The organism is Hymenobacter montanus, from assembly GCF_014699115.1.
Classification (GTDB): domain Bacteria; phylum Bacteroidota; class Bacteroidia; order Cytophagales; family Hymenobacteraceae; genus Hymenobacter; species Hymenobacter montanus.
This window is the reverse complement of sequence record NZ_JACXAD010000020.1, coordinates 13732-37580: the sequence shown is the minus strand read 5'-3', so window position 1 is coordinate 37580 and position 23849 is coordinate 13732. Positions and strand designations below refer to the sequence as shown.

Annotated in this window: 22 protein-coding genes; 10 read left to right on the top strand and 12 right to left on the bottom strand. The window is 60.6% G+C overall.

What is annotated here, in order from left to right:
- The first annotated feature begins 115 nt into the window (after positions 1–115).
- Positions 116–1144 carry an NADP-dependent oxidoreductase gene (locus IC235_RS16465; RefSeq protein ID WP_191006292.1) on the top strand — a complete coding sequence of 343 codons (1029 nt, stop codon included), beginning with the start codon at positions 116–118 and terminating at the stop codon, positions 1142–1144.
- A 90-nt stretch (positions 1145–1234) separates the two neighbouring features.
- Here IC235_RS16465 and IC235_RS16460 read toward each other — a convergent pair whose 3' ends face one another.
- The 4 genes from IC235_RS16460 to IC235_RS22880 form a co-directional block, all read right to left on the bottom strand.
- Positions 1235–2260, bottom strand: a complete 1026-nt coding sequence (locus IC235_RS16460; protein WP_191006291.1) for a transglutaminase-like domain-containing protein — start codon at positions 2258–2260, stop codon at positions 1235–1237.
- A gap of 365 nt (positions 2261–2625) precedes the next feature.
- A complete protein-coding gene (locus IC235_RS22885) occupies positions 2626–2970 on the bottom strand; it encodes a zinc ribbon domain-containing protein (protein ID WP_394355275.1) in 345 nt (114 codons plus the stop codon).
- On the bottom strand, positions 2933–3496 hold the full coding sequence (locus IC235_RS22220) for an RNA-guided endonuclease InsQ/TnpB family protein (RefSeq protein WP_223847365.1): 564 nt from the start codon (positions 3494–3496) through the stop codon (positions 2933–2935). Before IC235_RS22220 ends, IC235_RS22885 begins: the two co-directional genes overlap by 38 nt.
- Positions 3497–3504: 8 nt before the next feature.
- Positions 3505–3612, bottom strand: a complete 108-nt coding sequence (locus IC235_RS22880; protein ID WP_223847364.1) for a helix-turn-helix domain-containing protein — start codon at positions 3610–3612, stop codon at positions 3505–3507.
- 270 nt (positions 3613–3882) lie between these two features.
- Between IC235_RS22880 and IC235_RS16445 the strand changes: the two genes are divergently transcribed.
- The 3 genes from IC235_RS16445 (at position 3883) to IC235_RS16435 (ending at position 6102) form a co-directional block, all read left to right on the top strand.
- Positions 3883–4743, top strand: coding sequence for a helix-turn-helix domain-containing protein (locus IC235_RS16445; protein WP_191006289.1), 861 nt, complete (start codon positions 3883–3885; stop codon positions 4741–4743).
- Between the two features lie 162 nt (positions 4744–4905).
- Entirely contained in the window at positions 4906–5304 is a 399-nt protein-coding gene (locus IC235_RS16440; RefSeq protein WP_191006288.1) for a DUF983 domain-containing protein, read from the top strand.
- Positions 5305–5559: 255 nt separating this feature from the next.
- Entirely contained in the window at positions 5560–6102 is a 543-nt protein-coding gene (locus IC235_RS16435) for a YdcF family protein (protein ID WP_223847363.1), read from the top strand.
- A 290-nt stretch (positions 6103–6392) separates the two neighbouring features.
- Here IC235_RS16435 and IC235_RS16430 read toward each other — a convergent pair whose 3' ends face one another.
- The 5 genes from IC235_RS16430 to IC235_RS16410 form a co-directional block, all read right to left on the bottom strand.
- Positions 6393–8390, bottom strand: coding sequence for a M1 family metallopeptidase (locus IC235_RS16430; protein ID WP_191006286.1), 1998 nt, complete (start codon positions 8388–8390; stop codon positions 6393–6395).
- Between the two features lie 78 nt (positions 8391–8468).
- On the bottom strand, positions 8469–8834 hold the full coding sequence (locus IC235_RS16425; RefSeq protein ID WP_191006285.1) for a hypothetical protein: 366 nt from the start codon (positions 8832–8834) through the stop codon (positions 8469–8471).
- A gap of 212 nt (positions 8835–9046) precedes the next feature.
- On the bottom strand, positions 9047–10246 hold the full coding sequence (locus tag IC235_RS16420) for an acetate/propionate family kinase (protein ID WP_191006284.1): 1200 nt from the start codon (positions 10244–10246) through the stop codon (positions 9047–9049).
- Positions 10247–10391: 145 nt separating this feature from the next.
- Positions 10392–12494: a phosphate acetyltransferase gene (gene pta, locus IC235_RS16415; RefSeq protein WP_191006283.1), complete on the bottom strand. Its 2103-nt coding sequence runs from the start codon at positions 12492–12494 to the stop codon at positions 10392–10394.
- A gap of 167 nt (positions 12495–12661) precedes the next feature.
- A complete protein-coding gene (locus tag IC235_RS16410; RefSeq protein ID WP_191006282.1) occupies positions 12662–13018 on the bottom strand; it encodes a hypothetical protein in 357 nt (118 codons plus the stop codon).
- A 347-nt stretch (positions 13019–13365) separates the two neighbouring features.
- Between IC235_RS16410 and serA the strand changes: the two genes are divergently transcribed.
- The 4 genes from serA to IC235_RS16390 all read left to right on the top strand — a co-directional run bounded on the left by serA (position 13366) and on the right by IC235_RS16390 (position 17936).
- On the top strand, positions 13366–15267 hold the full coding sequence (gene serA, locus IC235_RS16405; protein WP_191006281.1) for a phosphoglycerate dehydrogenase: 1902 nt from the start codon (positions 13366–13368) through the stop codon (positions 15265–15267).
- 272 nt (positions 15268–15539) lie between these two features.
- Entirely contained in the window at positions 15540–16085 is a 546-nt protein-coding gene (locus IC235_RS16400; protein ID WP_191006280.1) for an REP-associated tyrosine transposase, read from the top strand.
- Positions 16086–16334: 249 nt separating this feature from the next.
- Positions 16335–16961: a hypothetical protein gene (locus IC235_RS16395; protein ID WP_191006279.1), complete on the top strand. Its 627-nt coding sequence runs from the start codon at positions 16335–16337 to the stop codon at positions 16959–16961.
- 12 nt (positions 16962–16973) lie between these two features.
- Positions 16974–17936 (top strand): nucleotidyl transferase AbiEii/AbiGii toxin family protein, encoded by a 963-nt coding sequence (locus tag IC235_RS16390; RefSeq protein ID WP_191006278.1) that lies wholly within the window; start codon positions 16974–16976, stop codon positions 17934–17936.
- Between the two features lie 231 nt (positions 17937–18167).
- On the opposite strand, the gene IC235_RS16385 is transcribed toward IC235_RS16390, so the two are convergent.
- Positions 18168–19601, bottom strand: coding sequence for a D-alanyl-D-alanine carboxypeptidase/D-alanyl-D-alanine-endopeptidase (locus IC235_RS16385; RefSeq protein WP_191006277.1), 1434 nt, complete (start codon positions 19599–19601; stop codon positions 18168–18170).
- Positions 19602–19674: 73 nt separating this feature from the next.
- Entirely contained in the window at positions 19675–19956 is a 282-nt protein-coding gene (locus IC235_RS16380) for a hypothetical protein (RefSeq protein ID WP_191006276.1), read from the bottom strand.
- Between the two features lie 376 nt (positions 19957–20332).
- On the opposite strand from IC235_RS16380, the gene IC235_RS16375 reads away from it, so the two are divergent.
- Positions 20333–20698, top strand: a complete 366-nt coding sequence (locus tag IC235_RS16375; protein WP_191006275.1) for a DoxX family protein — start codon at positions 20333–20335, stop codon at positions 20696–20698.
- 235 nt (positions 20699–20933) lie between these two features.
- Positions 20934–22709, top strand: coding sequence for an ABC transporter ATP-binding protein (locus tag IC235_RS16370; RefSeq protein WP_191006274.1), 1776 nt, complete (start codon positions 20934–20936; stop codon positions 22707–22709).
- Positions 22710–22962: 253 nt separating this feature from the next.
- On the opposite strand, the gene IC235_RS16365 is transcribed toward IC235_RS16370, so the two are convergent.
- Complete coding sequence (locus tag IC235_RS16365) at positions 22963–23793, bottom strand: polyphosphate kinase 2 family protein (protein WP_191006273.1); 831 nt, start codon at positions 23791–23793, stop codon at positions 22963–22965.
- Positions 23794–23849 lie beyond the last annotated feature (56 nt).

Genomic DNA, 23849 nt, shown 5'->3' with positions numbered 1-23849 from the left:
GCGGGCATTGTCCTCACAATTGGGGAAGCTCCCGGCGCGAATAGCTCCGCTCGGCAGACGTTCTTTTTACCTTTCCATCCCTTACCCTGCTACCTCCCACCCCTCCTACCATCCCATGACCATTACCAACACCCGCGTCAAGCTGGCGTCGCGCCCAGTGGGGCTGCCGCAGCCGGCTAATTTTGAAATTGATACCGTCGAAGTGCCACCGCTCAGCGAAGGCCAGGTACTGGTCAAAATCAGCTTTATTTCCCTCGACCCGGCCATGCGCGGCTGGATGAACGAGGGCAAATCCTACATCCGGCCGGTGCAGATTGGCGAGGTATTCCGGGCGCTTACGGCGGGCCAGGTGGTGGCATCCAAGAACTCTGCTTTCGCCGTGGGCGACTACGTGACCGGCAACCTCGGCGCGCAGCAATACGCGGTGGTGGGTACCGCCGTCACCGACCCCGGCAGCGCCGAATACCTCGTGCCGGCGGATACGCGCATCGCCCCGCTCGAAGCCTACCTGGCCACCCTCGGTATGCCGGGCCTCACGGCCTACTTTGGCCTCCTGGATACCGGCCAGCCCAAGGCGGGCGAAACCGTGGTGGTATCCGGGGCGGCCGGGGCGGTGGGCAGCGTGGTGGGCCAGATTGCCAAGCTGAACGGCTGCCACGTGGTGGGCATCGTCGGCGACGAAGCCAAAGGCCAGTACTGCGTGAGCGAACTGGGCTTTGATGCCTACGTCAACTACAAAACCGACAACTTGTTCGGCGCGTTACGGGCCGCCTGCCCCCGGGGCATCGACGTGTACTTCGACAACGTGGGGGGCGACGTACTCGACGTGGCTCTGGCGCAGCTCCGCCTTCGGGCTCGGGTGGTGGTTTGCGGGGCCATCTCGCAGTACAATAACACGACGCCCATCAAAGGCCCGAGCAACTACCTCTCGCTCCTCGTGAACCGCGCCCGGATGGAGGGCATCCTGGTGTCCGACAACGCCCCCAACTACGGCCGCGCCGCCCGCGAGATGGCCGGCTGGATACAGGAAGGCAAGCTGCGCTCGCCCAAAATTCAGGTCGAGCACGGCATTGAAAACTTCTTGCCCGCGCTGCTGAAGCTGTTTTCCGGCGAGAACTTCGGCAAGCTGGTGCTGGCACCGTAACCCCAGTTGGCAGTTGCTCCCGAAAATCAGGTAAATGAGTTGCGGCTTTTCCCTGTTAGGAGGAGCATGGCTTGCGGCTGAAAGATGGCCTTACGGCGCAGTGAGGTCCACGAACTCATACGTCCGGCCTACTTCCAGCGGCTGGCCATCGGCCTCGGCGTAGGGGTACACGAAGTAGTTGAGCGGGGGGCCCGCTTGTTTGGGTATGAGGTTTACGTCGCGGCCACGGGTAAATTCTACGCGGTTTTCGTCATGGGCGCCGAAGAAATAGGCGCGGCGGCCCGGGTTCTTGGCGGCTTCCGACGCATCGACGGGCACCCAGCCGGTTTCGGGCGTGAAGAATTCGGCCCAGCAGTGGTACCCTTTGATTTCGCCCTTGCCGCGCTCGGCCGGCAGCGGCAGGCCAATGCTGAAGCGCGCCGGGATGCCCAGGGCCCGGCAGTAGCCAACCACGATGGCGTGAAAATCGGTGCAGTTGCCGCGCCGGGCATCGCAGGCGTAGTAGATGTCGCCCCGCCCCCAGCCCTGGCCGGTTTTATCGTAGCTCACGGTGCTCACCACGTGCTCGTAAATGGCGCGGGCTTTTTCCAGGTCGGTGGTGGCGTGGGCCTGGGCCGCCACGTCGCGGGCCTGCTGGCGGATTTGCGGGTCGAGGGGCACCAGCCGGTCGGGGGCCAGCCAGCGGGCCAGGTCAGGGTCGGGCTTTTCCTGCTTGCTGGACTCGGGGCGGGCGGCTACCGCGGGGTTGACGCGCAGGTTCAGGTGTTCGCGGCGCGTAATCTGGGCCGTGAGGCGGACCACCAGCGGCGCGGTAGGCACCGTGGCCGGGCGCAGGTGCAGCATCTGGTTACCGAAGGACCCGCGCTCGATGGTATAGGGCACCGGCGAGTCGATTTTCAGGCTGGTCACGTCCTGGTTGGCGTCGGCGTGCGGCACGGGCAGCCAGAGGTCGAGGGCCCGGGTACCGGCCGGGGGCACGGGTACCGTAGCGGTGCTGGTGAGCACGAACGAGCGGCTGCGTGGCGCCGGCACAGTGGGCTGGGACCGGGCTACGCTAAGGCTAAACAACAGCGCGGACGCGCCCAGCCACCCAACCCGCACGGCTGAGCGATTCATCAATCGGGTACTCACAACAACTGGCCACTAAAACGCTGCTGGCGGGCGTCGGCCAAGCTGGATGGGAACCCTCGGGCTCCCACTCAACGGCCAAGGCGCGGGGCCCTGCCCGTTGACGCGACGCTGCAGCAGCGCCCGCCAGTCAGGGCCAACCAGACCCCAGCAGTACCCAAAGGTACGGCCGGCTCGCGGCTTAGGGCTGAATCAGACGCGATAGGGCAAGCCCCACCCCTACTCGCACGCATCACTCTCTTGATTCAATACTGGTTCAACCAGTGGCGCACCGCGGGTGATGGTAGCGGCTGGCAGCTATTACACGGCGTGGGTTTGCTTAATCATGCTTTGATTAGCCGAGTGAACTACCCCTAGCCTACAGGCATAGGGGCTTCTCCATCAAGTGCGGAGAACTTTTCCTGCTTCATCGACCTGACTAGTGTCAGCGTCTCCACAGGCACACTGGAGCGTTCCGCCCCTGAATGTCTTACAAGCGCCATCTGTTTGATGTTGATGGCAGCGTTATGGTCGCGGTTATGGTGCGTTTGGCAGCTTGGACAATCCCATTCCCGGTCGGCTAAGGTCAACGTGTGGTTGGTATAGCCACACGTTGAGCAGAGCTTCGTGGATGGTTGGAATCTACCTATTACAAGTAGCTGTTTACCCTGCCACTCGCATTTATATTGTAGCTGCCGCCGAAATTCTGCCCAGCTCACGTCTGATATGGCTTGCGCCAGCTTGTGGTTTTCGTGAAGCCCGGCGCTGCAACACCTTCAACCGGGCGATGTTCTTACGTAGGTGCTTGGGATTGGCTACGGCTTCGCCCTCACTTGTCACCAAAAAGTCCTTGATGCCGAGGTCAATACCCACCACGTTATCAGGGGTGGGTGGTACCAGCGTTTCCGCTTGTTGGTTGGGATCGACCAGTACGGAGGCAAAGAACTTACCCGTTGGCGTTCTGCGAATCGTGACGGTTTTGACAGTGCCCTTGAATCTACGGTGCAACACCGCTTTGATACCCGACTTGAATTTGGGTAAGCTGATGGTTCCCTTCTCAAAGTCTACTTGCCCGTTGGCGGGAATCTGAAAGGAACCGCCGTTGGCTTTGCGGCGGAAGTTGGGATAGTCCCCGCGTCCTTTGAGGAAGTTGGTGAAAGTATTATCCAGATTACGCAATGCCATTTGCAGGCTTTGCGAGTTGACCAGTTTCAACCACGGACACTCGGTTTTGAGGTCGGGCAACTGGTTAATCAGGCGAAGCAAGAGAGCGTTTTTCCAAACCGGGCATAGGCTTGCTGCTTGGTATCCAACGCCAGATTGTAGACAAACCGCGCCGCGCCGATGTGCTGGTTCAGCAACTCGGTGCACGTTCCGGCGCTGGAAGCAGTACGAAGGCTATTTGCTTCGCTATTTCTGGAAGGAACGCACCGTATTTTCAGATGGGTATTTTGTATGTTCAACCGGCGAAGCCTCAACGGATACAGTGCGGCCGTACATTACCTGGCAAGGCTAACACGAAGCTCGTGGTAACGACCGTTCAACTGTTCGCTGTAATCCCCTTGCCTAAAGGAGAAGGGGTTTTGCGCTCATAATCATAAAAGGCCCCGCGGCCTTTTCACTCCCTGCCTATGAAAGCTGCTGGCCTGCCGGTTCTCGCCCTCGCCTCGTTTCCCCAGCCGGCGGCCCGTACACCGTACTACTGCGCCCAGCTCGAAACGCACGTGGTCCAGTTTCCCCACGTGAACGTGCCCCACACCCACGACTTCTACCTGCTGCTTTACGTCACCGAGGGCGCGGGCCGGCACACGGTCGACCTGGTGACGTACGAGCTGCGGCCGGGCAGCCTGTTTTTCCTGGCGCCGGGGCAGGTGCACCACTGGGAGCTGGCCGCCGATACGCGCGGCTTCGTGGTGTTCTTCGATACCGACTTTTACCTCTTCCGCTACCCCGGCAGCGGCCTCTACGCCTACCCATTTTTCGACAGTGCCCACCCGCCGGTGCTGTACCTGCCCCCGACCGAAACGGACATCCGCCCGCTGGTCGAGCGCCTGTTTGCCGAATACGGCGCGTCTCACGCCAACCAGGCTGAGGTATTCCGCAGCTACCTGCACCTGTGCCTGGAGCTGGCGGCCCGCGGCTACCCCGCGCTGCCCGCCGCCGAGGCGAGCCCGGCTCTCCGGCAAATCCGGCAGTTTGGGGCCCTGCTCAACGAGCACTTTCGCACCAAGCGCAGCGTGAGCGACTACGCCGAGCTGCTCCACCTCACCGCCAACCACCTCAATGCCCTGTGCCGCCGGGCCCTTAACAAAACGGCCAGCACGCTCATTCACGAGCGGGTGGTGGTCGAAGCCCAACGCCTGCTCAGCCACTCGGCCCTGAGCGTGGCGCAGGTGGCCTACGAGCTGGGTTTTGAGGATGCTTCGTACTTCGTGCGCTACTTCCACAAATACGTCGGCACCACGCCCGAGGGGTTTCGGCAGCAGCGTTGATTTGTCCTGCAAGGGCCCGCAAAGGGGCTGCGCATAGGGGCCGTCGCCCCGGTAGTTTTGTCGTGCAAGAGGGCCAAAGCCGTCAGCAAGCTCCGCGTTAGTAGGCGAGCGGCGCGTTTGCCCGTATACTTTCTGTATTTGTCTCCTTTACCTTCTTTGGTTATGGCTACCTCCTCCGATTCCGCCGCCACCGCCCTGTTGGGTTTGCGCTGCCCCCGCTGCCACCAAGGCAAGCTTTTCACTTATTCGGCCTTCCAGGTCACCAAGTTTGCCGATATGCCCGCGCAGTGCCCCGTGTGCGAGCAGTCGTTCGAGCCGGAACCCGGGTTTTACTATGGTTCCATGTACATCACCTTCGCCTTCAACGTGGCCACCCTGATGGTGGTGGGGGTGCTGCTCTACTACTTTTTCGGCAACCCCGATACCAGGGTGTACGTCGTCGTCGTCACGGGGCTGACGCTGCTGCTCACGCCCGCCATTCTGCGCTACTCACGGGCCCTGATGCTGTACTGGTTCGGGGGGGCGCGCTACGACCCCAAGTGGCGGGGGCGGGTGGCGTAACCTCACATGTCTCCTTGGGATGGGCCCCTATCCAAAAAGAGGGGCTTTCCTCCCACAGAGTGCATTCTACAAACTCCGCCAAAACAGACAAAAGCAAATTCGGATCAAGACCCGGATGAATTAGGGCTAAATTTGGGCGAGCATCATCTACTCCTATAGTCCAAGGTATTAGGATGACGTTGATAACCCGCAAAGCAGGTGTTAAGGCGAGCAAAGGGAATGAGCAAAGCTATTAAAAGGGTCCTTTTGCTGGCTTTGGCCTGGTTTCTCATTCACACCATGCTCATCGTGGTGGATGGCCTGATGGATTCTCCGGGAAAAGCCGATGTAGCGCTCATCCTGGGCAATACAGTCCACGAAAACGGGAAGATGTCGGCCCGGCTGCAAAGCCGGGTGGAAAAAGGGCTGGACTTATACCGGGCTGGTCGCGTGAAGACAATAGTGGTAAGTGGGGGGTTGGGGAAAGAAGGGTTCTACGAAGCCGAGGTAATGAAAAATTACCTGCTGGCCCAGCAGGTTCCGGCGGCCAGGGTAATCGTGGATAATAAAGGCAATACGACTCAGCTGACGGCCCTGAACTTCAACCAGATCCGGAAGAAGCTCGGGTTTCGGTCAGTCATAGTCGTATCTCAGTACTACCACCTCAGCCGCACCAAGCTGGCTCTGCGAAATCTGGGGATGGAGAACGTTTACTCGGCTCACGCGCCCTATTTTGAATTCCGCGATCTGTATTCGCTGGTCCGGGAATTTTTCGGCTTTTACGCCTATCTGCTGCAAGGCCTTGCGCAAGGCACCTAAGTACGGCAGCTTTCAGCCCGCACTTAGGTGCCTTGCGTACCATTCTTTCCCTGGCTTTTTTGGCCTGACTATCTGGTTTAAACCTTCTGAGGCATTTCTGAGAAGGGCATGTGAACTGATGAAAGAAAACTTGAAGAAGCTATTCCGTTGCTGAATAAGTATTTACCCTAGCACAATTGCATCCGTACTTGGCCCCTACTCCAATAGCTAGAGCAGCCAGCTTGATCCAGGAATGATTGACTTTTCAGGAGAAGCGGCCTTGGGTCTGGCCCGTGAGCAAATGGATGAGCTTACTTCAGCACCTGCGCCTGCCACAGGTTATTACCGGGGTTGGCGTCGGGCAGTAGCTTGGTCGCGTTCAGCCGCACCCGCACGAGCGGCGTGGTGGAGTTGTAGCGGAACGTCCACGTGCCACCGCGCTGCCATATCTCCACCGGCAGGTGCACGCGGGTGGTTTTGCCGCTGGCTTCAGTCACGTCGGCGGTGACAGGCATGGCGGCGGGGCCGCGATTTTCGAGGGTGATGAGCGCACCCTGGGCCGGGTCCTGGTTGACGTAGGTGACGGTGCTAACGGCCTGGTCGAGCGCCCAGTTGTTGTACACCCACTCGCGCCAAAACCAGGTCAAGTCTTCGCCGCTGGCCTCGTTCATGGTTCGGAAAAAGTCCTTGGGCTGCGGGTGCTTGAACGCCCAGCGCTTGATGTAGGTGCGGAAAGCATAGTCGAACCGCTCCGGGCCGAGCACTTCCTCGCGCAGCAGAAAAAGGCCGTAGCCCATCTTGCTATACGCCGCGAAACCCAGGTTGCGGGCCTGCGTTACGTCGGGCACGGTGTAGGGCGGGTCGGTGGTGGGGTCCAGAATGCTGCGCACGAGGCCGGCCACCAGGCGGGTGGTGTCGTTAATCGACTTGTACTCGCCATTGTTGAAGTTTTGACTCGAGAGGATGTTGATGAAGGTGTTAAAGCCCTCGTCCATCCAGGGGTATTTGCGCTCGTTGGACCCCACAATCATCGGAAACCAGTTGTGGCCGAACTCGTGGTCGGTTACGGCCCAGAGGTTGGCTTTGCGGGCTTTGGCTCCGCAGAACACGATGCCGGGGTACTCCATGCCGCCCACCACGCCGGCCACGTTGGTCGCCACCGGGTAGCTGTACTCGTACCACTGCTTGGAATTGTATTCGATGCTCTTCTTCACGTACTCCGTCGAGCGGTTCCAGGCCGTATCCTGAGCCGACTCGGTGGGGTAAAGCGACATAGCCAGCGCCTTGCGCCCGCTGGGTAGGTTCATCTTCGCCGCATCCCAGATGAAAGCAGCCGAGGCCGCCCAGGCCACGTCGCGGGCCCGCAGGCAGCGGAAGTGCCAGGTGAGGCGGCCGTTTTTGCCGGTCGGCCGCGAGCTGGCTTGCGTTACCTCGGCGGCGCTGCGCACCGGCACGGTTTGGTCGGAGCCGGCGGCCTGGGCCAGGCGGCGCTGTTGGGTGGCGGTCAGCACTTCCGCCGGGTTCACCAGCTCGCCCGAGCCGCCCACCAGGTAGTTGGCGGGCACATCCACCGTGTAGTCGAAGTTTCCGTATTCCAGGTAAAACTCCGCCGACATGTAGGGCAGCGTGTTCCAGCCTTCGACGTCGTCGTACACGGCCATGCGGGGGTACCACTGCGCCACCTCGAAGATTTCGCCGTTGGTGGTTTTGAGGCGGCCGAGGCGGTCGGCGCCGTACTCGGGAATGTTAAAGGCGTAGCTGATGCGGATGCCGAGTTGGTCGCCGTTCGGCTTCAGGGCTTCGGGCAGGATGATCTGCAGCCGCGTGTCAGTAACGCGATAGTTGGCTTGCTGCTTCTTGCCGTGCAGGGAGATGGTTACGGCTTGCAGGCTGTCGCCCCCCCGAAAGGCCCGGGCCGAGTTGCCGAAGCGCCCGCCGGCCACCGGCGTTGCGGCCGCCCCGCGCGAGTCGTTCCGGAACAGGTTCTGATCGACTTGCAGCCACACGAAGGGCAAGTTGTCGGGGCTGTTGTTGGTGTAGGTGATGTCGACGGTGGCCGTTACGCGGGCGGCTTTCTCGTCGAGGCGGGCGTTGATTTTATAGTCGGCGGCGTTTTGCCAATAGGCGGCACCGGGCTGGCCTCCGGCCGTGCGGGTGGGGGTGGCCAGCTGCTCAATAAACGAGGGGTTGAACAAGGTGCGGGCGTCGTAGGCCGCGCCGGAGCCGCTGGTTGGGAGCTGGGCCGCGACCGGGCCGGCCGCCAGCAGCGCCGCGCTCAGCAGCCCACGGGACAGAAGATTCAGTTTCATGCGAAAAAATCAGAAGAAAACACGGGTTCGCGAGCGAAGTCGCTGGTTTATCAAAAGTACTCGCCGAAGCTTCTTCCGCTATACCAGCCGGGCGCGCACCAACGCCATTAGCTGGTTGAGGTCGGCCGCATCCATCTCCGGGGCTTCAATGAATGGCGTCAACTCGCCGGTCTCGGCCGCGGCAAAAGCGGCCGGCAGCGCCTGCCCGCGCCACTGGGGGTAAGCGCGCGCAAACTCGTCGCGATGCAGGAACTCGACCGGCACGGGCAGGCCTTGCACAAATGCTTTCCACTCGGGCTGCATCGAGGTAGCGCCGTAGGTAACGGCGCACAGCGAGCAAGGGTACGTGGCCGGGGACAGAATTTTGTGGAACAAGTCCTTCAAGCCGGGCAGCAAGCCGCCATCGGTATTGTACACGAAAAGCAGACGCTGGGCCGCAAGCATACGCAAAGGTCGGTGGGAAAGCTGCTGCCCATTTACGTTATCCCTTGTCTCGATCAGTTGGTGCTTGGTGCTTGGTTGTTGGTGCTTGGTGTTTTCTTAATCGGAATACGGCGCTAATCCTAAGTTGGCGGGGAGCTCCGTTACTCGGAGCGGCGAAGGCGTCAATCCAACTTCAACTTTGCCCTGCCTCTATGCCGCTCACAGTTCAACCTTCAAGCTAATAGCTCGGCGCACTGCCGGGCGATTTCCAGCTCCTCATTGGTTGGGACTACCAAAATACGGGCCCGCGACTCGGGTTGGCTTATATCGTGCAGGCCCGGCAGGCGCTCCTGGTTTTTAGCCTCGTTCAATAGCAAGCCGAAGAACTCCATATCCCGGCAAACCCGGGCGCGCACCAGCGCGTCGTTCTCCCCTACCCCCGCCGTAAACACGATGGCATCCAGTCCATTGAGCACAGCCGCATAGGCCCCGATGTAGTGGCGGATACGATAGGCGTAGATGTTGTAGGCCAGCTCAGCGCGGGCATCACCCGCGGCCAGCGCCTGCCCAATGTCGCGCATATCACCGAAGCCGGTGAGGCCCCGCATGCCGCTCTCCTGGTTGAGCAAGGTGCTCACTTGCTCGGCGGAATAGCCCAACGGCCCCAGCAGGTGCAGCACCACCGAGGGGTCGAGGTCGCCGGAGCGGGTGCCCATCACCAGGCCGCTGAGCGGGCCGAACCCCATGCTGGTGTCCAGCGACCGGCCGCCGCGCACGGCCGCCATGCTGCACCCGTTGCCCAGGTGAATGGTGACGAGCCGCGCGTCGGGCTGGCCCAGATAGGCGGCCGCCTGGGCGGCCACGTACTGGTGGCTGGTGCCATGAAACCCGTATTTGCGGATGCGCGGCCCGGTGTAAAGGGCGGTAGGCAAGGCGTAGCGAAATACGTGTTCGGGTAAGGTCTGATGGAAGGCCGTGTCGAATACTGCTACCTGCCGCGCCTGCGGAAAGAGACACTCCGCCACCTCAATGCCCCGGTAATTAGCCGGGTTGTGCAGCGGGGCCAGCGCAAAGAGCCGCTGAATTTCCGCTTTTACTTCGGCCGTAATGAGGGTGGTGGCAGCGAAAGCTTCGTCGCCGTGCACCACCCGATGCCCCACCACGGCAATTTCGGCGGGGTCCTGAATGACGCCCCCGGGCTGTTCAGTTAGCAGGCGCACCACTTCGCGGAGGCCGGCTTCGTGGTCCGGCAGCGGCTGGGGGTGGTGCTGCTCAGTGGGCGGGACGGCCGCGGCGAAAACCCGGTGGGTGATGCGGGCTTGCGCCGAACCAATGCGCTCCACCAGACCGCTGCACACGGGCTGCTCGGCTGGCCAGCGGAAAAGTTGGTATTTAATGGAGCTGCTGCCGGAGTTGACGACGAGTATGTTCATGCGGAATTAGTAGATAATAAGGCATCAGTTCGTCACGCCGAGCTGAAAAAACGTGGTGCAGCACCAAACGTTCCGTTATACCGAAGAGAACGTCATGCTCGGTGTGCTGTTCTTCGCAGTACGAACCCCGTTCGCTACCCACCTCTTATTGGTGCTGGGCTTGCTGGCTCTGAATGGCGGTAATCACCACTGTATTAAACACATCATCCACGGTGCAGCCCCGGCTCAAGTCATTCACCGGTTTGTTCAGCCCTTGCAGTACCGGGCCAATGGCCAGCGCGCCGGTTTCGCGCTGCACGGCTTTATAGGTGTTGTTCCCGGTGTTGAGGTCGGGGAAGATGAGAACACTCGCCTGGCCGGCCACTTCTGAGCCGGGCAGCTTCTGCCGGCCCACCAGCGGGTCGACGGCGGCATCGTATTGAATGGGTCCGTCTACTTTCAGGTCGGGGCGCAACTGCCGCACCAGCTCGGTGGCACGGCGCACCTTTTCCACGTCGGCCCCCGCGCCGGACGTGCCCGACGAATACGACAGCAGGGCCACTCGCGGCTCAATGCCAAACGCCGCGCTGCTCTCGGCCGACGAAATGGCGATTTCGGCCAACTGCTCGGCGGTGGGGTTAGGATTCACGGCGCAGTCGCCGAACACGGCCACCCGGTCGGGCAGGCACATGAAAAACACCGATGACACCACCGACACGCCCGGCTTGGTTTTGATGAACTGCAGCGCCGGCCGGATGGTGTGCTGCGTGGTATGCACTGCCCCCGACACCATGCCGTCGGCGTGGCCCTTGTACACCATCATCGAGCCGAAGTACGACACGTCGCGCAGCAGGTCACGGGCCATGTCGTGGTTCACGCCCTTGTCCTTGCGCAGCTCGTAAAACGTCTCCACGTAGTCGGCATAATAAGCGGAATTCACCGGGTCGATGATGCGTACGTGGCCGGCGGGCAGGTTTAGGCCCAGCCGTTTGGTCGAGGCTGCCACCTCGCCAGGGTCACCCAGAATGGTCAGGTCGACCACGTCCTGGTGGAGCAGCTGCGCGGCGGCCCGCAGAATACGGTCGTCGTTGCCCTCCGGCAGCACGATGTGGCGCCGCGAGCGCTTGGCCCACTGCAGCAGCCGGTACTGGAACATGTGCGGCGTAATGCCTTCGGGTTGGAAGCTGACCAGCTTTTCTTCCAGGGCCCGCACGTCGACGTACCGCTCGAAGGTGCTGATGGCCAACTGAATTTTCTTGGGGTTATCGGCCGTGATGCGCGACTTAATGGCGCTGACGCGGGTAGTGGTTTCGAAGGTTCCCGTGGGCACGGCCAGGATGGGCACCACGCTCGGCAGGCCTTCGAGCAGGCGCATCACGGGCGCTTCGGGCTCGGTGCCGGCCGTGAGCACCAGGCCCGCCACGCGCGGGTAGCTGGCCGACTGATTAGCCTGCAAGGCGCATACAATGATGTCGCCCCGGTCGCCGGGTGTCACAATCAGCACGTTTTCTTTGAGGTAGTTCAGGAATTGGGGCACCTGCATGGCCCCGATGATGTAGTTGTCGACCTGCCCACCCAGGCCGGCCTCGCCAAAGAGGAGCTTGCCGCCCAACCCGGCCTGAATTTCCCGCATGGTGGGGTGCAGCAGGTGGGGGTCTTCGGGGATGACGGCCAGCAGTACCTCAGCCGGCAGCTGGCTACGCAATAGTGCCCGGACGTCGTCGGCCTGCCCGGGAGCCACGCGGTTGGCCACCACCAGCAGCACCGGCACCTCGCGGCCCTCGAAGTTGCGCAGCAGCGTGAGGACCGTGCTCACCAGCAGGGCCGTGCTCTTGCCCTCGCCGGACACCACCAGCACCACCGGCACGCCCAGGTTCTTGGCCATCGACAAGTTGGCGTCGAACTCAAAGGCGGTGCCCGGCCCGAGAAAGTCGCTGCCCTCCACCACCGTAAAGTCGTAGTGGTCTTCCCACTGCTTGAACTTGCGGATGACGGTATCAATCAGTTCGCCCTGGGCGTCGGCTTCGAGCAGCCGCAGGGCCTCGGGGCGCGTGTAGGCGTGGGTGGGCGCATCGGCCAGCGGCAGCCGGAAGTAGCTCACCACCGCTTCGATGTGCGGGTCGGGCTGTTGCGCGGGGTCGTAGTCGATGATGGGCTTGAAGTAGCCCACCTTGCGGGCCTGGCCCAGCAGCATGTTCACCAGCCCCAGCGCCACCAGTGATTTGCCGCTGTAGGGCTCGGCGGCGACAATAAAAATGGCTTTCGTCATGCGTAAGCTAACGTAACGGCCGGGGTGGACGTTGGCTATGACCATGCTAGGAAGTGACCCAGCCTCGTTACTTCCTGTAGGTGTATTGGGTCAGGGGAGGTTTTGCCCCGCCCGGAATTCAATACGCTCCACCAAACTCGTTTCAAACCAAGTAAACACCTTTATTTTCATTCCTCACGACGATCAAACAGCCGGTTCATCGCCTCTTCGTTGTACATCCTTTGGCTACTATTGTCGGACAATGAATAGATGCAAAAGTCATCACCTGCGTATTCTTTCGCATAGACGTTATTCACCCGCGCTTGCTCATCGAAGTACACCCAAAGCATCGGATAGGTCCTCATGAAGCCTCCCTCAAGGGTGTACGTAAACTTGGTTCTTCGATAGTGCTTACGCTCATCGTTGGCGTCACACACGTGCGGAACGGTATCGAGGGCCGCCCGAAGAAAAAGATCAGCTATGCTGGTCGTATCCGCCGCTATAACACTCTTCTGGGTCGCGTCGAAATCAGCGGAGTTCGCCATACTATGCGCGTCGTTTCCTTGGTAGGAGTCAATCAGATAGGGTCGACCCAGGAGGGCTACTACTTGCGCAGGGGTCATCCTCAACTGCACTTGCCGGATTCGGTTAACAGTTACCTGTGGCCCCCTAGCTGGAAGCGGATACAGACCCCAAAAAGTAATGAAAGCCATTATCATGGCTACTCCGCAGCCTAGCGCTACCAAGCCTAGCGTAAAAAGAGTTCTCATTGTAGCGCTGATAAATCCAGAGGTGAGCATAACTCCCGTGGCCATATTCTATTGTGCCGAAACGTCAAGGCTGAGTGTCACTACAACTGCTACACTGGCTTATTGACCTCATCTTTGCGCCAATGAATCCAACTGCTGCTCCCCTACCCTACCTCGTTTTCGACTTTGACTCTACCTTCACCCAGGTGGAGGGCCTCGATGAGCTGGCTGACATTGCCCTGCAAGGCCACCCCGACCAGGCCGCCGTGGTAGCTCAAATTCGGGCGCTGACCGACCAGGGCATGGCGGGCGAAATTGGCTTTCAGGAGTCCTTGGCGAAACGGCTGGCCCTGCTCGGTGCCACCGAAAAGCACCTGGCGCCGCTGGTAGCCCGCCTGCGAACCAAAGTGAGCGAGAGTATCCGGCGCAACGGCGACTTCTTCCGCCGCTTCGCCGATAGGATTTACGTGGTGAGCAGCGGCTTCCGCGAGTTCATCGAACCCGTAGTGGCCGAATTCGGCATTACGGCCGACCACGTGCTGGCCAACACCTTCACCTTTGACGCCGCCGGCCGCATTACCGGCTGCGACCCGCAAAACGTGCTGAGTCGCGACGGCGGCAAAATCCGCCAGCTCGTGCTGCTCGACCTGGACGGGCCCGTGTACGTGCTCGGCGACGGCTACACCGACTACCAAATCCGCGAAGCCGGCCTGGCCCACCGCTTCTACGCGTATACCGAGAACGTGGCCCGCCCCACCGTGGTGGCCCGCGCCGACGAAGTGCTGCCCAGCTTCGACGAGTTTTTGTACCAGCTAAAGCTTCCCATGACTCTTTCCTACCCCAAAAACCGCATCAAAGTCCTCCTCCTCGAAAACCCGGATGCCCGCGCCCAGGAACTGTTCAGCGCAGAAGGCTACCAGGTGGAAACCGTGCCCGGCGGCCTCGACGAGGAGGAGCTCATCCAGCGCATTGAAGGGGTGAGTATTCTCGGCATCCGATCCAAAACCCAGGTTACCAAGCGCGTGCTCGACGCGGCCAACCGGCTGATTTCCATCGGCGCCTTTTGCATCGGCACCAACCAAATTAACCTGGACGCGGCCATGGAACGCGGCGTGGCAGTGTTCAACGCGCCCTTTTCCAACACCCGCTCAGTGGTCGAGCTGGCCCTGGGCGAAATCATCGTGCTGGCCCGCCTCATTCCCGAAAAGAACGCCCGAATGCACCGGGGCGAGTGGGACAAGTCGGCCCAGGGCTCGTTCGAGATTCGCGGCAAAACGCTGGGCATCGTGGGCTACGGCAATATCGGGGCGCAGCTTTCGGTGGTGGCCGAAGCGGTGGGCATGAAGGTGGTGTACTTCGACATCGCCGAAAAGCTCCAGCTCGGCAACGCCGTGAAGTGCCGTACGCTGGAAGAGCTGCTCACCCAGGCCGACGTCGTGACCCTGCACATCGACGGACGCCCCGAAAACGAGCGCTTCATCGGCGAGCAGGAATTTGCGCTGATGAAGCCCGGCGCCCTGTTCCTCAACAACGCCCGGGGCCACGTGGTGGACGTGCCGGCCCTGGCCGCCGCCCTGCGCTCGGGCCACCTCGGCGGCGCCGCCGTCGACGTGTTTCCCTACGAGCCTAAAACCAACCACGAAAGCTTCGAAAACGAGCTGCGGGGCCTGCCCAACGTGCTGCTCACGCCCCATATCGGCGGCAGCACCGCCGAGGCCCAGCGCAACATTGCCGAGTTCGTGCCCGAACGCATCATCCAGTACGTAAACACCGGCAACACCCAGCAGTCGGTCAACTTCCCCAACATTCAGCTGCCCGTGCAGCAGGCTCACCGCCTCATCCACATCCACGCCAACGTGCCGGGCGTGCTGGCCCGGATCAACAACGTGCTGGCCGCGCACCACGTCAACATCCTGGGTCAGTACCTGAAAACCAACGAGCTCATCGGCTACGTGATTACCGACATCAACCAGGAATACGACCAGGAAGTCATCCAGGCCCTGCGCGAAGTCGAGCACACCATCAAGTTCCGGGTCCTGTACTAATATATTTAGTACTTTTCTGGCGTTTTCTGGCTGCAGTCTTAAGGCAACGCAGTTGCCGTGACTGCCAGCCCCAAGAACGGGGGCAGTCTCCAGACTGCCGTAGGGCAAGCAGCACGCTAACGTGCAAGCTGCGGATCTAGGGCGGCAGTCTGGAGACTGCCCTCGTTCTCAGGGCTGGCAGTCGCGTCGCTACGCGACTAAGACTGCCGCCAGGCGTCAGACGTCTGGCGTTAGCAGTTTGTTTATTCTTTCCAGCAGGAACCTCATAAATTATGGGTTACCCAATCCGCGACCAGCAGGCGCTGTACTTCCTCACCTTTACCGTCGTGGGCTGGGTTGACATCTTCACCAGGCCTCAGTACAAAGACATCATCATAGACAGCCTGCGGTACTGCCAGCAGAAGAAAGGCCTGGAGTTATTTGCTTATTGCTTGATGACTAACCATCTGCACCTCATTGCCCGTGCGGCCGATGGTCACGAACTGTCGAACATTGTGCGGGATTTCAAGAAGTTTACCGCCACCAAGCTGTTCAACGAAATTACTAACGCGCCCACTGAAAGCCGCCGCGGCTGGCTCCTGTGGCTCCTAAGACAGGAGGGGGAGCGCAACCCAAGCAACCAGCACTTTCAGCTCTGGCAGCAGCGGAGCCATGGCGTGGAACTGCGCACCCCGGAAATGGTGCGACAACGGCTAGCCTATACCCATGCCAACCCCGTGCGAGCGGGTATCTGTTATCGCGACGAAGATTATCTATACTCCTCGGCTTCGTTTTATGCGGGTTTGGAGGCGGTGTTGCCAGTGTTGCGGTTGGTTTAGGCCGGTCTGTTTACGGCAGTCTGGAGACTGCATCCGTTCCTGGGGCTGGCAGTCACGGCAACTGCGTTGCCTTAACACGGCTGCCAGTAGCCCGCCGTTAGCCCAATAGCCGCCAGTAACGCTTCGTTGTTTTTACTAAATTGCTAATTATTAGCACTTTTTTATTTTTGCAAGTATACTGTTTGTAGAAACCTCCGGAACTAATCGTACTCTAGGGCTTTCCCTACATTACCCACAAGACAAAAGCTCATGGCTAACAGCGAGCAGCAGCTGGCTCATAACCCGATGATGTATCCGTTTGAGATTCATCTGACTACCCGTGAACTGTCGGCTGACCAACTCGCCAGCTTTGTGCAAGCCTGCGACTACTTGGCGGCTAAGCCCTTGCTTATTGAGCTGGCTCAGGGCAGTTCCACTACCCAGCCCATGCTCAGCAAGGTAGTCCACCAGTCCAACCTCGATGCGGCACTGGCCGCGGCGGCGGCCGCGGCCGACTACCTGGAGCGTCAGCACTTGTCGGCGGTTCGCGTGAAAATTGAAACGCCAGCGAGTTACGCCCACCTGGCCACTCCGGGTGGTGGCGCGGCGTTCCGGCCCTATTTTGAATGGCACGGCAAGGTGCCTTACCAACAGGTAGAAGTACTGCTAGCCCTCTGTGCCGAGCACCGGGCGCACTTGTCGGTGAATGCCCTGAAGCACAACGGCACTACGCGCTTCGTTACGCTGCGGGAATTTGGCGATGCGGCTATCTTTCAGGCGCGGGTAGCCGCCCTGACTGCCGCTTTACACCCTCAGTGGCCGCTGCTCAAGCAGGAGTCGGAGTGCTGCGTTTACGATAGCAACACGACTCTGGACGCGGGCTGGCTACCCCAATAAACTTCTGCGCCCATGACCTACTCCGAACTTGAAATGCGTGCTTACGAAGCATTTATTCGCCGCGCCGCGGCCCTGGACTTTCCTTTTATGCTGAAAGGCAGCTACGTGACCCGCCAATACTTTGCGCAGCCCACCGACCGGACTCCCCAAGATTTGGACTGGGTATACACGGGGCGCATCGGGAGCCCGGCCGAGGCCAAAACCGTGTTCGACGACTGGGCCACCCGCGTGACAGAGCTTGCGCAGGACGACGGGGTGGTGTTTCAAAGCTTTCAGAAGAACGCGTTTTGGCGCATGATCGACTACGCGATGGCCGACGACTTCCCCACCATCAACACCGATTTGGAGTGCTGGGTCGACGGCGAGCACTTCGAGAACTTCACCCTGGACATCTCGTTCAACCTACCCCTTGAGCTTCCCAGTGAGCCCCTGATTTATCAGCCCCTGCAGGGGGAGGCCTTTTACCTGCCCCACACCCCACCGCTGGCCCTGCAAGTTGCCTGGAAGCTACACCAGACCCTGGTTCGCCCGCGCTTCAAGGACTTATTTGACTTGTTGCATCTGGTCAGGCACCCGTCGTTTAATGAGACTACCCGGGAACGCGCCCTGGAGGCATTGAAAAAAGAATGCCGCGCCGATAATACCGACTTCGGCCGCCTGCGCTGGTTGCTCACGGGTAATTTGCAGCCGCTGTATGGCACCCCCACCGCAGAGGCACTGTGGCAGGCATGGCGGCACAACTCATCGGCCTTCGTCCCCAGCCAATTTTACGAGCAGCGGGCCGTACACATCACCGACGCTAAGCAGCTACCCGAGACCTTGGCGGGCTTTGAACAACAGCTGCAAAAATCTTTTCAGCACGCCGGCTTCGACGCGGTGCTGGAGCAGTTGCCCGCCCCAGGGGCAAATAATAAAAAGAATTCATCCTCGGAAAAGCGCGGCTTTTTTAATAGTCTGCTGGATTTCTTTAGCTGAGGGCTACGGCCCGGCGTGCGGACGAAGCGTTTCAGGAACCGCATCACGCGCCGGGCATTGGCAGAACTGGGGCGCCCCAGCAGATCCGGGTCGCCGCTAGTGCCGGGAAAACCGTGGGCAATAACGGCGTAATCGCCCACTATTACCTACTCAACGCCCTCGGCGCGGAAGTGGTGCAGTAGATGTAAATCCTCTTCTTCCATTGGTGGACAAGGCCAGATTGGCGGAGCCTCACAGCCGGTCCCGCACCTGCCGCAGTACCCGCTCTACTTCGTTGCGCATGGGGTAGCTGTCGACCACGTGGTTGTTGTTCATGAAGCTGAACGCTACCAGCCGGCCGCTTTTTGTGCGCAGGTATCCGCACACGTTGAGATTATTGCTCAGCGTGCCGGTTTTGCCCCATACCCACGGGCCGGCCGCGTCGTGGTAGCGCTTACGCAGGGTACCCTGGCGGCCACCGGCCGCCAGCAGGCTGAGCAGGCGGCGCTCCGGCACTTCCTGATGCAGCTTGAGCAACAGCGCAGTAAGCGTGCGGGGCGTGATCAGGTTGAGGCGCGAGAGCCCCGAGCCATCAACCCAGAAAACAGGGTCGGGCAGGCCGGGGAGGAAGTTTTTGCGGACGTATCGAATTACGCGCCCGGTACTCAGCGAGTCGTGGTTGCCAATCTTAGTGGAGCACATCAGCAGCAGTTGCTCGGCCAGGAAGTTGTCGCTCACCCGCAGCATGCGGCGGTAGAGCGAATCTACCCGCAGGCCGTACAGGGTGCGGATGGAATCAAGGCCGGGGCGCGGGCGCCACTCGGCGCCGGTGGTAGCCCGGCGCAGGGTGTCGCCCAATAGCCGCAGCATCAGCCCGCTGCTGGTGCGGAAGGGCGTCTCATCAACCCACTTTTTAGTGGCAGGGAGCACGTAGAAACGGTTTTCGAGCGGTGCGCGCAGCACGTGAACGTCCTCGTCGAGGCCGGGGGTGAGCAGGTTGGGCGGGGCCGGGCTGACCAAAGGCGCAAAGAAGCGCGGCAACACGCGCACCCGGGGCATGGCGGGCAGCGCCGGACGTGCGGCGGCCACCCCACCGGCCCGCGCGGGCAGCGGCGCGGAAGCATAAAAACGGACGGTATGCCCATAAATCGGAAACGCCCCCCGCTCGGGCTGGAAGTAATAGCCGTAGTCGTCCCAGTTCCAGCTGGGGCCGAAGGCGGGCACGCAGGCAATGGCACAGTAGGCCAGCTTTTTCTCGGGCCGGTTCAGCAGAAAATGATAGGCCCGGCGGCTGGGTACGTCGCCGTGCAGCAGCGTGGGGTCGCCGGTGCCCTGGAAAAAGAGGGTGTCGTGGCGGCTAAAGTAGCGCAAGCTGGGCAGCGAGTCGCCGAGCAGGTGCAGGCCGGCGTAGAAGCTGAACAGCTTCATGGTGCTGGCCGGGGTGAAGTATTTAGCCTCCTGGTAGCCAAACAACTCTTCGCCGGTAGCAGCATCGGCCAAGCTCAGCCCTACTTGGTGCTGACGCAGGATGGCCGAGCTGTCGAGCAGTCCCTGCAACCAGGGCAGCCGCTGAGCCGGGGGTGGCGCAACGGTTATGGGCGCCTGCTTCTCCGGAGCCTGGGCACAGGCCGAAAGTTGAGTAGCGCCGAGGGCAAGGAACACTAGGAAATAGAGAGGACGTAGCATCGGCCGCAACTTAAGCAACAATTAGGCCTGGGGCACCTCAAACAACTGCAAAAATCGCGTTTTTTGGCGCATTCTAAGGGTTCAGATCTTTTTTATAGAGCACTTTGGAAAGCCCACACATCTGAGTAGGTGTAGGATAGAAGAGGCATAATCCGAGTTCGGCCGGCGCAATAGGCTCCTCTATCGACAGCGGCGGAGGGGCAGAGGGGCCGCCGGGTCGCCAGGGCCAGCCATTGGGGTCGGCGAGGGTGACCCGGCACTGGTAGGCCCCACCCTCGACATCGCCGCTGGCGAAGAACTCTCGGTAGCTCACGCAGCAGGCCGCCGCGAAGCGTAGCGTCTCGAGGGAGCACATAAATAATATTGCCTGGGCCAGCCATCCGCATCGTCGGGCTGAGGCAGTACCCGCCCGACGCTCAATGTTTACCGGCGGGCAACGGGCGGTTTGTGCACCTTGAAATTAAACGTAAGTAGGTTTAATTTCTTAATTCTACTTGATTACTAATAGCTTAACATCAATTCACTAGCAGGCTTGTTTCTGGCTTATCAAAATGACTGAGCTAGCCTTATTCCAAACAAAGTCCAGGGGAGGTCCTTGCTGGCGCCCAATTTCGAGGCATTGAAAGCAGCCGCAGCGGCTGGTGGCCTTTACTGGTCCTACTTATTAGGGCCTCTCCCCTACTTTCGCGGTTTCTCATTTCTTTCTTCTCTACTCACCTACTAACACTACCATGAACCCTTCCGCCCGCAACATCATTGCCTGGATTCTGCAAGCCCTGCTCGCTGCGGCCTTCATCATGTCCGGCTTCAGTAAGCTGAGCCACGGGCCCGACACCGTGAAAATGTTTAGCAACCTGGGATTCCCGGGCTGGTTTGCCTACTTCATTGGCGGCGCCGAGCTGCTGGGCGGCATTGGTTTGCTGATTCCGCGCACCGTGCGCCCGGCCGCGCTGGGCCTTATCGTTATCATGATCGGTGCCGCGGTGCTGCACGCCACCAAAATCCCGGGTGGTCTGGCGAAGGGCGTACCGGCCCTGGTCTTGCTCGGGCTGCTGGCCGTCGTGGTACTACTGCGCTGGCCAAGGAAGCGACGCTAACTCCAGACCCGCGCCCGGGGCCTAGCCGTACGCCAACGCGCCACGACGGCTCAACTGCCTGGAGCGGAGCGCAACAGCTGCTTAACGCAGCCGGGCCGGGCGTCACCGCCTCAGCGGACTGGGCTCCGGGTAAAGTATAGTCGACCCGCGAGCGTCTACCAAGGCCACCGAACCAATAGCAGCCCATGGGGTTGCTAGTCAAGCTGGGCCGTGACTCAAGCTTTCCCTTTGCTTCATGAAGATTCTCTACAGCTACTTACGCAACTACTGGGGCTTGCTGGCCCTGGCTTTGGTGCTGGCAGCCATCAACCAGATTTTCTCGCTGCTCGACCCCTACCTTTTCCGCCAGTTGGTCGACCACTTCGTGCCCAAGAACGGTAGCATCAGTGGGTTGCGCCTGGTGCCGTTCTGGCCGTTCTTCCGCGAGGCCATGCCGCTGCTGGCCATGATGCTGGGCGTGGCTATGGTGTCGCGCATTGCCAAGAACTTCCAGGACTACTACGTCAACGTCATCACCCAGCGGCTGGGCGCCAAAATGTACTCCGATGGCCTGCGCCATTCGCTGGAGCTGCCCTACCAAGTATTCGAAGACCAACGCTCGGGCGAGACCCTCGGCAAGCTTCAGAAGGTGCGGGTCGACGTGGAGAAGCTCATTCAAAGCTTCGTAAACGTGCTGTTCACGGCCCTGGTGGGCATCATCTTCGTGATGTGGTACGCCATCACCGTGTACTGGCCCATCGCGGCGGGCTACTTCCTCACCATCCCGCTGCTGGGCATCCTGAGCTTTGCGCTGAGCAAGCGCATCAAAACCATCCAGCGGACCATCGTGGGCGAAACCACGGCCCTGGCCGGTTCCACCACCGAAAGCCTGCGCAACATCGAGCTCATCAAGAGCCTGGGCCTGGCCCAGCAGGAAACCCAGCGACTGAACGGCATCACCAGCAAAATCCTCAAGCTGGAGCTGCGCAAGGTTCGCTACCTGCGCTCGCTTTCCTTCGTGCAGGGGACCTTCGTGAATCTGTTGCGCAATACCATCATCCTGCTCCTGCTGTACCTGCGGGTGCAGAACCACATCAGCCTGGGCGAATTTTTCTCGTTCTTCATTTACTCGTTCTCCATCTTTGGGCCGCTCCAGGAGCTGGGCGCCATCATCGGTATTTACCGCGAAACCGAGATCTCGCTGGGCAACTTTCAGCACATTCTCGATACTCCCAAGGACGTGAAGCCCTCCCAGCCCAAGTCGGTCGCCCACATCGAAAACCTGGCGTTCGAGCAGGTGAGCTTTAAGCACCTCACGGCGAATGCGCCGGCGCTGTCCAACATCAGCTTCAGCACCCAGCTCGGCGAAACCATTGCCTTCGTCGGCCCCTCGGGCTCGGGCAAAACCACCCTGGTGAAGCTGCTGGTGGGCCTCTACACGCCCTTGGCGGGCCAGATTCTCTACAACGGTATTCCCGGCTCGGAAATCGACCTGGATGAGCTGCGGGAGCAGATTGGCTTCGTAACCCAGGACACCCAGCTGTTCGCGGGCACCATTCGCGAAAACCTCCGCTTCGTGGCTCCCAACGCCACCGACGACGAATGTCTGCTCGCCCTACGCCAGGCCGCGGCCGACACCCTGCTCGCCCGCGCTCCCCTCGGCCTCGACACGGTGATTGGCGAAGGCGGTGTAAAAGTGTCGGGCGGCGAAAAGCAGCGCCTCAGCATCGCGCGCGCCCTGCTCCGCAAGCCCACGCTCCTGGTGTTCGACGAGGCCACCTCGGCGCTCGACTCGCTCACCGAGGAAGAAATCGGCAAGACGGTGCGCAAGCTCTCGGGCTCGCGCCAGCACATGACCATCCTCATCGCTCACCGGCTCAGCACCATCCTCCACGCCGACCGCATCTTCGTGCTCGAACGCGGCCACATTGCCGAGCAGGGCCACCACGACGAGCTACTAGCCCAAAAAGGCCTCTACTATGCCATGTGGCGCCAGCAGATTGGCGAGCGCAAGGAAACGGCCTACGTGTAGTAATTTACGTAGGCTTATGGTGTTATCGTGATTTCAGTAAGAATCGGGTGGTGCTGCATTCCAGGACTTCCGGCGACTACTGCGTCTATTTCTGCTGACACCGATTCGATTCAGGCAACGAAGGGAAGCCCTTACCCGGTCACTCGTATCCAGGCGCTCGTGCGCTCTGTAACAGCTAAGGCAGTGGCCGCTTAAGCCTCGGGCACGGGTATTTAGATGGCGGTTCGCATTGGGTTATTACAAACGGCAGCTCCTACTCAATCACCTGTTTCGTCACGTCGAAAGCAACCTTCGGGGGCTGGGGGTCCATCTCCTCCAGGGCGGCCACGACAATCTCCGTGAGGGCCAAATCGCGGGCCCACTTATGGTTGGCGGGCACTACGAACCACGGGGCGTGGTTGGGCGAGCAGTGGCGCACGGCGTCTTCGTAGGCCTGCTGGTAGTCGTCCCAGCGGGCGCGCTCCTTTAGGTCGTTGGGGTCGAACTTCCAGTTTTTCGCGGGATCGTCGAGGCGGGCCTGCAAGCGCTGGGCTTGCTCTTCCTTGGAAATGTGCAGGAAGAACTTGAGGATGCGCGTGCCGTTGTGGGTCAGGAGAGCTTCAAAATTATTGATATCCTCGTAGCGCTGCTTGCAGGTCTTTTCGTCAATCAGGCCGTGCACCCGGGTGATGAGCACGTCTTCATAGTGCGAGCGGTTGAACACGCCAATGTGGCCCCGCTTGGGCGTTTGGGCGTGAATGCGCCAAAGGAAATCGTGGTTCAGCTCCTCGGTCGACGGCGCCTTGAACGTGGCCACCTGCACGCCGGCCGGGTTCACGCCCGTAAACAGATTTTCCATGGCTCCGTCTTTGCCCCCCGTATCCATGGCTTGAAACACGATGAGCAGGCTGCGCTGGTGCTCCGCGTAGAGGAGCTCTTGTAACTCACTGAGTCGCCGGCGCAGGGCCTGCAGGCGCGGCTGGGCGGCTTCTTTGTCGAGGTGTTTCCGGGTGAAGGGCTTGGTAGCGTCGGGGTCGACGTCGGCCAGACGGAAGGCTTTGCCCTTAACGTGGACAGCCGGGGTTTTGGGCAGGTTAAATCTCATGGGGAGCGTTCGAGCGTAAAAGCAGAAGCTGGTTGTACGCAAAGCAAGCCCCAACG

Bases quoted from the DNA above. Each gene is read 5' to 3' on its own strand.
- IC235_RS16465 (WP_191006292.1), top strand. From the start codon at position 116: ATGACCATTACCAACACCCGCGTCAAGCTGGCGTCGCGCCCAGTGGGG.
- IC235_RS16460 (WP_191006291.1), bottom strand. From the start codon at position 2,260: ATGAATCGCTCAGCCGTGCGGGTTGGGTGGCTGGGCGCGTCCGCGCTG.
- IC235_RS16445 (WP_191006289.1), top strand. From the start codon at position 3,883: ATGAAAGCTGCTGGCCTGCCGGTTCTCGCCCTCGCCTCGTTTCCCCAG.
- IC235_RS16440 (WP_191006288.1), top strand. From the start codon at position 4,906: ATGGCTACCTCCTCCGATTCCGCCGCCACCGCCCTGTTGGGTTTGCGC.
- IC235_RS16430 (WP_191006286.1), bottom strand. From the start codon at position 8,390: ATGAAACTGAATCTTCTGTCCCGTGGGCTGCTGAGCGCGGCGCTGCTG.
- IC235_RS16425 (WP_191006285.1), bottom strand. From the start codon at position 8,834: ATGCTTGCGGCCCAGCGTCTGCTTTTCGTGTACAATACCGATGGCGGC.
- IC235_RS16420 (WP_191006284.1), bottom strand. From the start codon at position 10,246: ATGAACATACTCGTCGTCAACTCCGGCAGCAGCTCCATTAAATACCAA.
- pta (WP_191006283.1), bottom strand. From the start codon at position 12,494: ATGACGAAAGCCATTTTTATTGTCGCCGCCGAGCCCTACAGCGGCAAA.
- IC235_RS16410 (WP_191006282.1), bottom strand. From the start codon at position 13,018: ATGGCGAACTCCGCTGATTTCGACGCGACCCAGAAGAGTGTTATAGCG.
- serA (WP_191006281.1), top strand. From the start codon at position 13,366: ATGAATCCAACTGCTGCTCCCCTACCCTACCTCGTTTTCGACTTTGAC.
- IC235_RS16400 (WP_191006280.1), top strand. From the start codon at position 15,540: ATGGGTTACCCAATCCGCGACCAGCAGGCGCTGTACTTCCTCACCTTT.
- IC235_RS16395 (WP_191006279.1), top strand. From the start codon at position 16,335: ATGGCTAACAGCGAGCAGCAGCTGGCTCATAACCCGATGATGTATCCG.
- IC235_RS16390 (WP_191006278.1), top strand. From the start codon at position 16,974: ATGACCTACTCCGAACTTGAAATGCGTGCTTACGAAGCATTTATTCGC.
- IC235_RS16385 (WP_191006277.1), bottom strand. From the start codon at position 19,601: ATGCTACGTCCTCTCTATTTCCTAGTGTTCCTTGCCCTCGGCGCTACT.
- IC235_RS16380 (WP_191006276.1), bottom strand. From the start codon at position 19,956: ATGTGCTCCCTCGAGACGCTACGCTTCGCGGCGGCCTGCTGCGTGAGC.
- IC235_RS16375 (WP_191006275.1), top strand. From the start codon at position 20,333: ATGAACCCTTCCGCCCGCAACATCATTGCCTGGATTCTGCAAGCCCTG.
- IC235_RS16370 (WP_191006274.1), top strand. From the start codon at position 20,934: ATGAAGATTCTCTACAGCTACTTACGCAACTACTGGGGCTTGCTGGCC.
- IC235_RS16365 (WP_191006273.1), bottom strand. From the start codon at position 23,793: ATGAGATTTAACCTGCCCAAAACCCCGGCTGTCCACGTTAAGGGCAAA.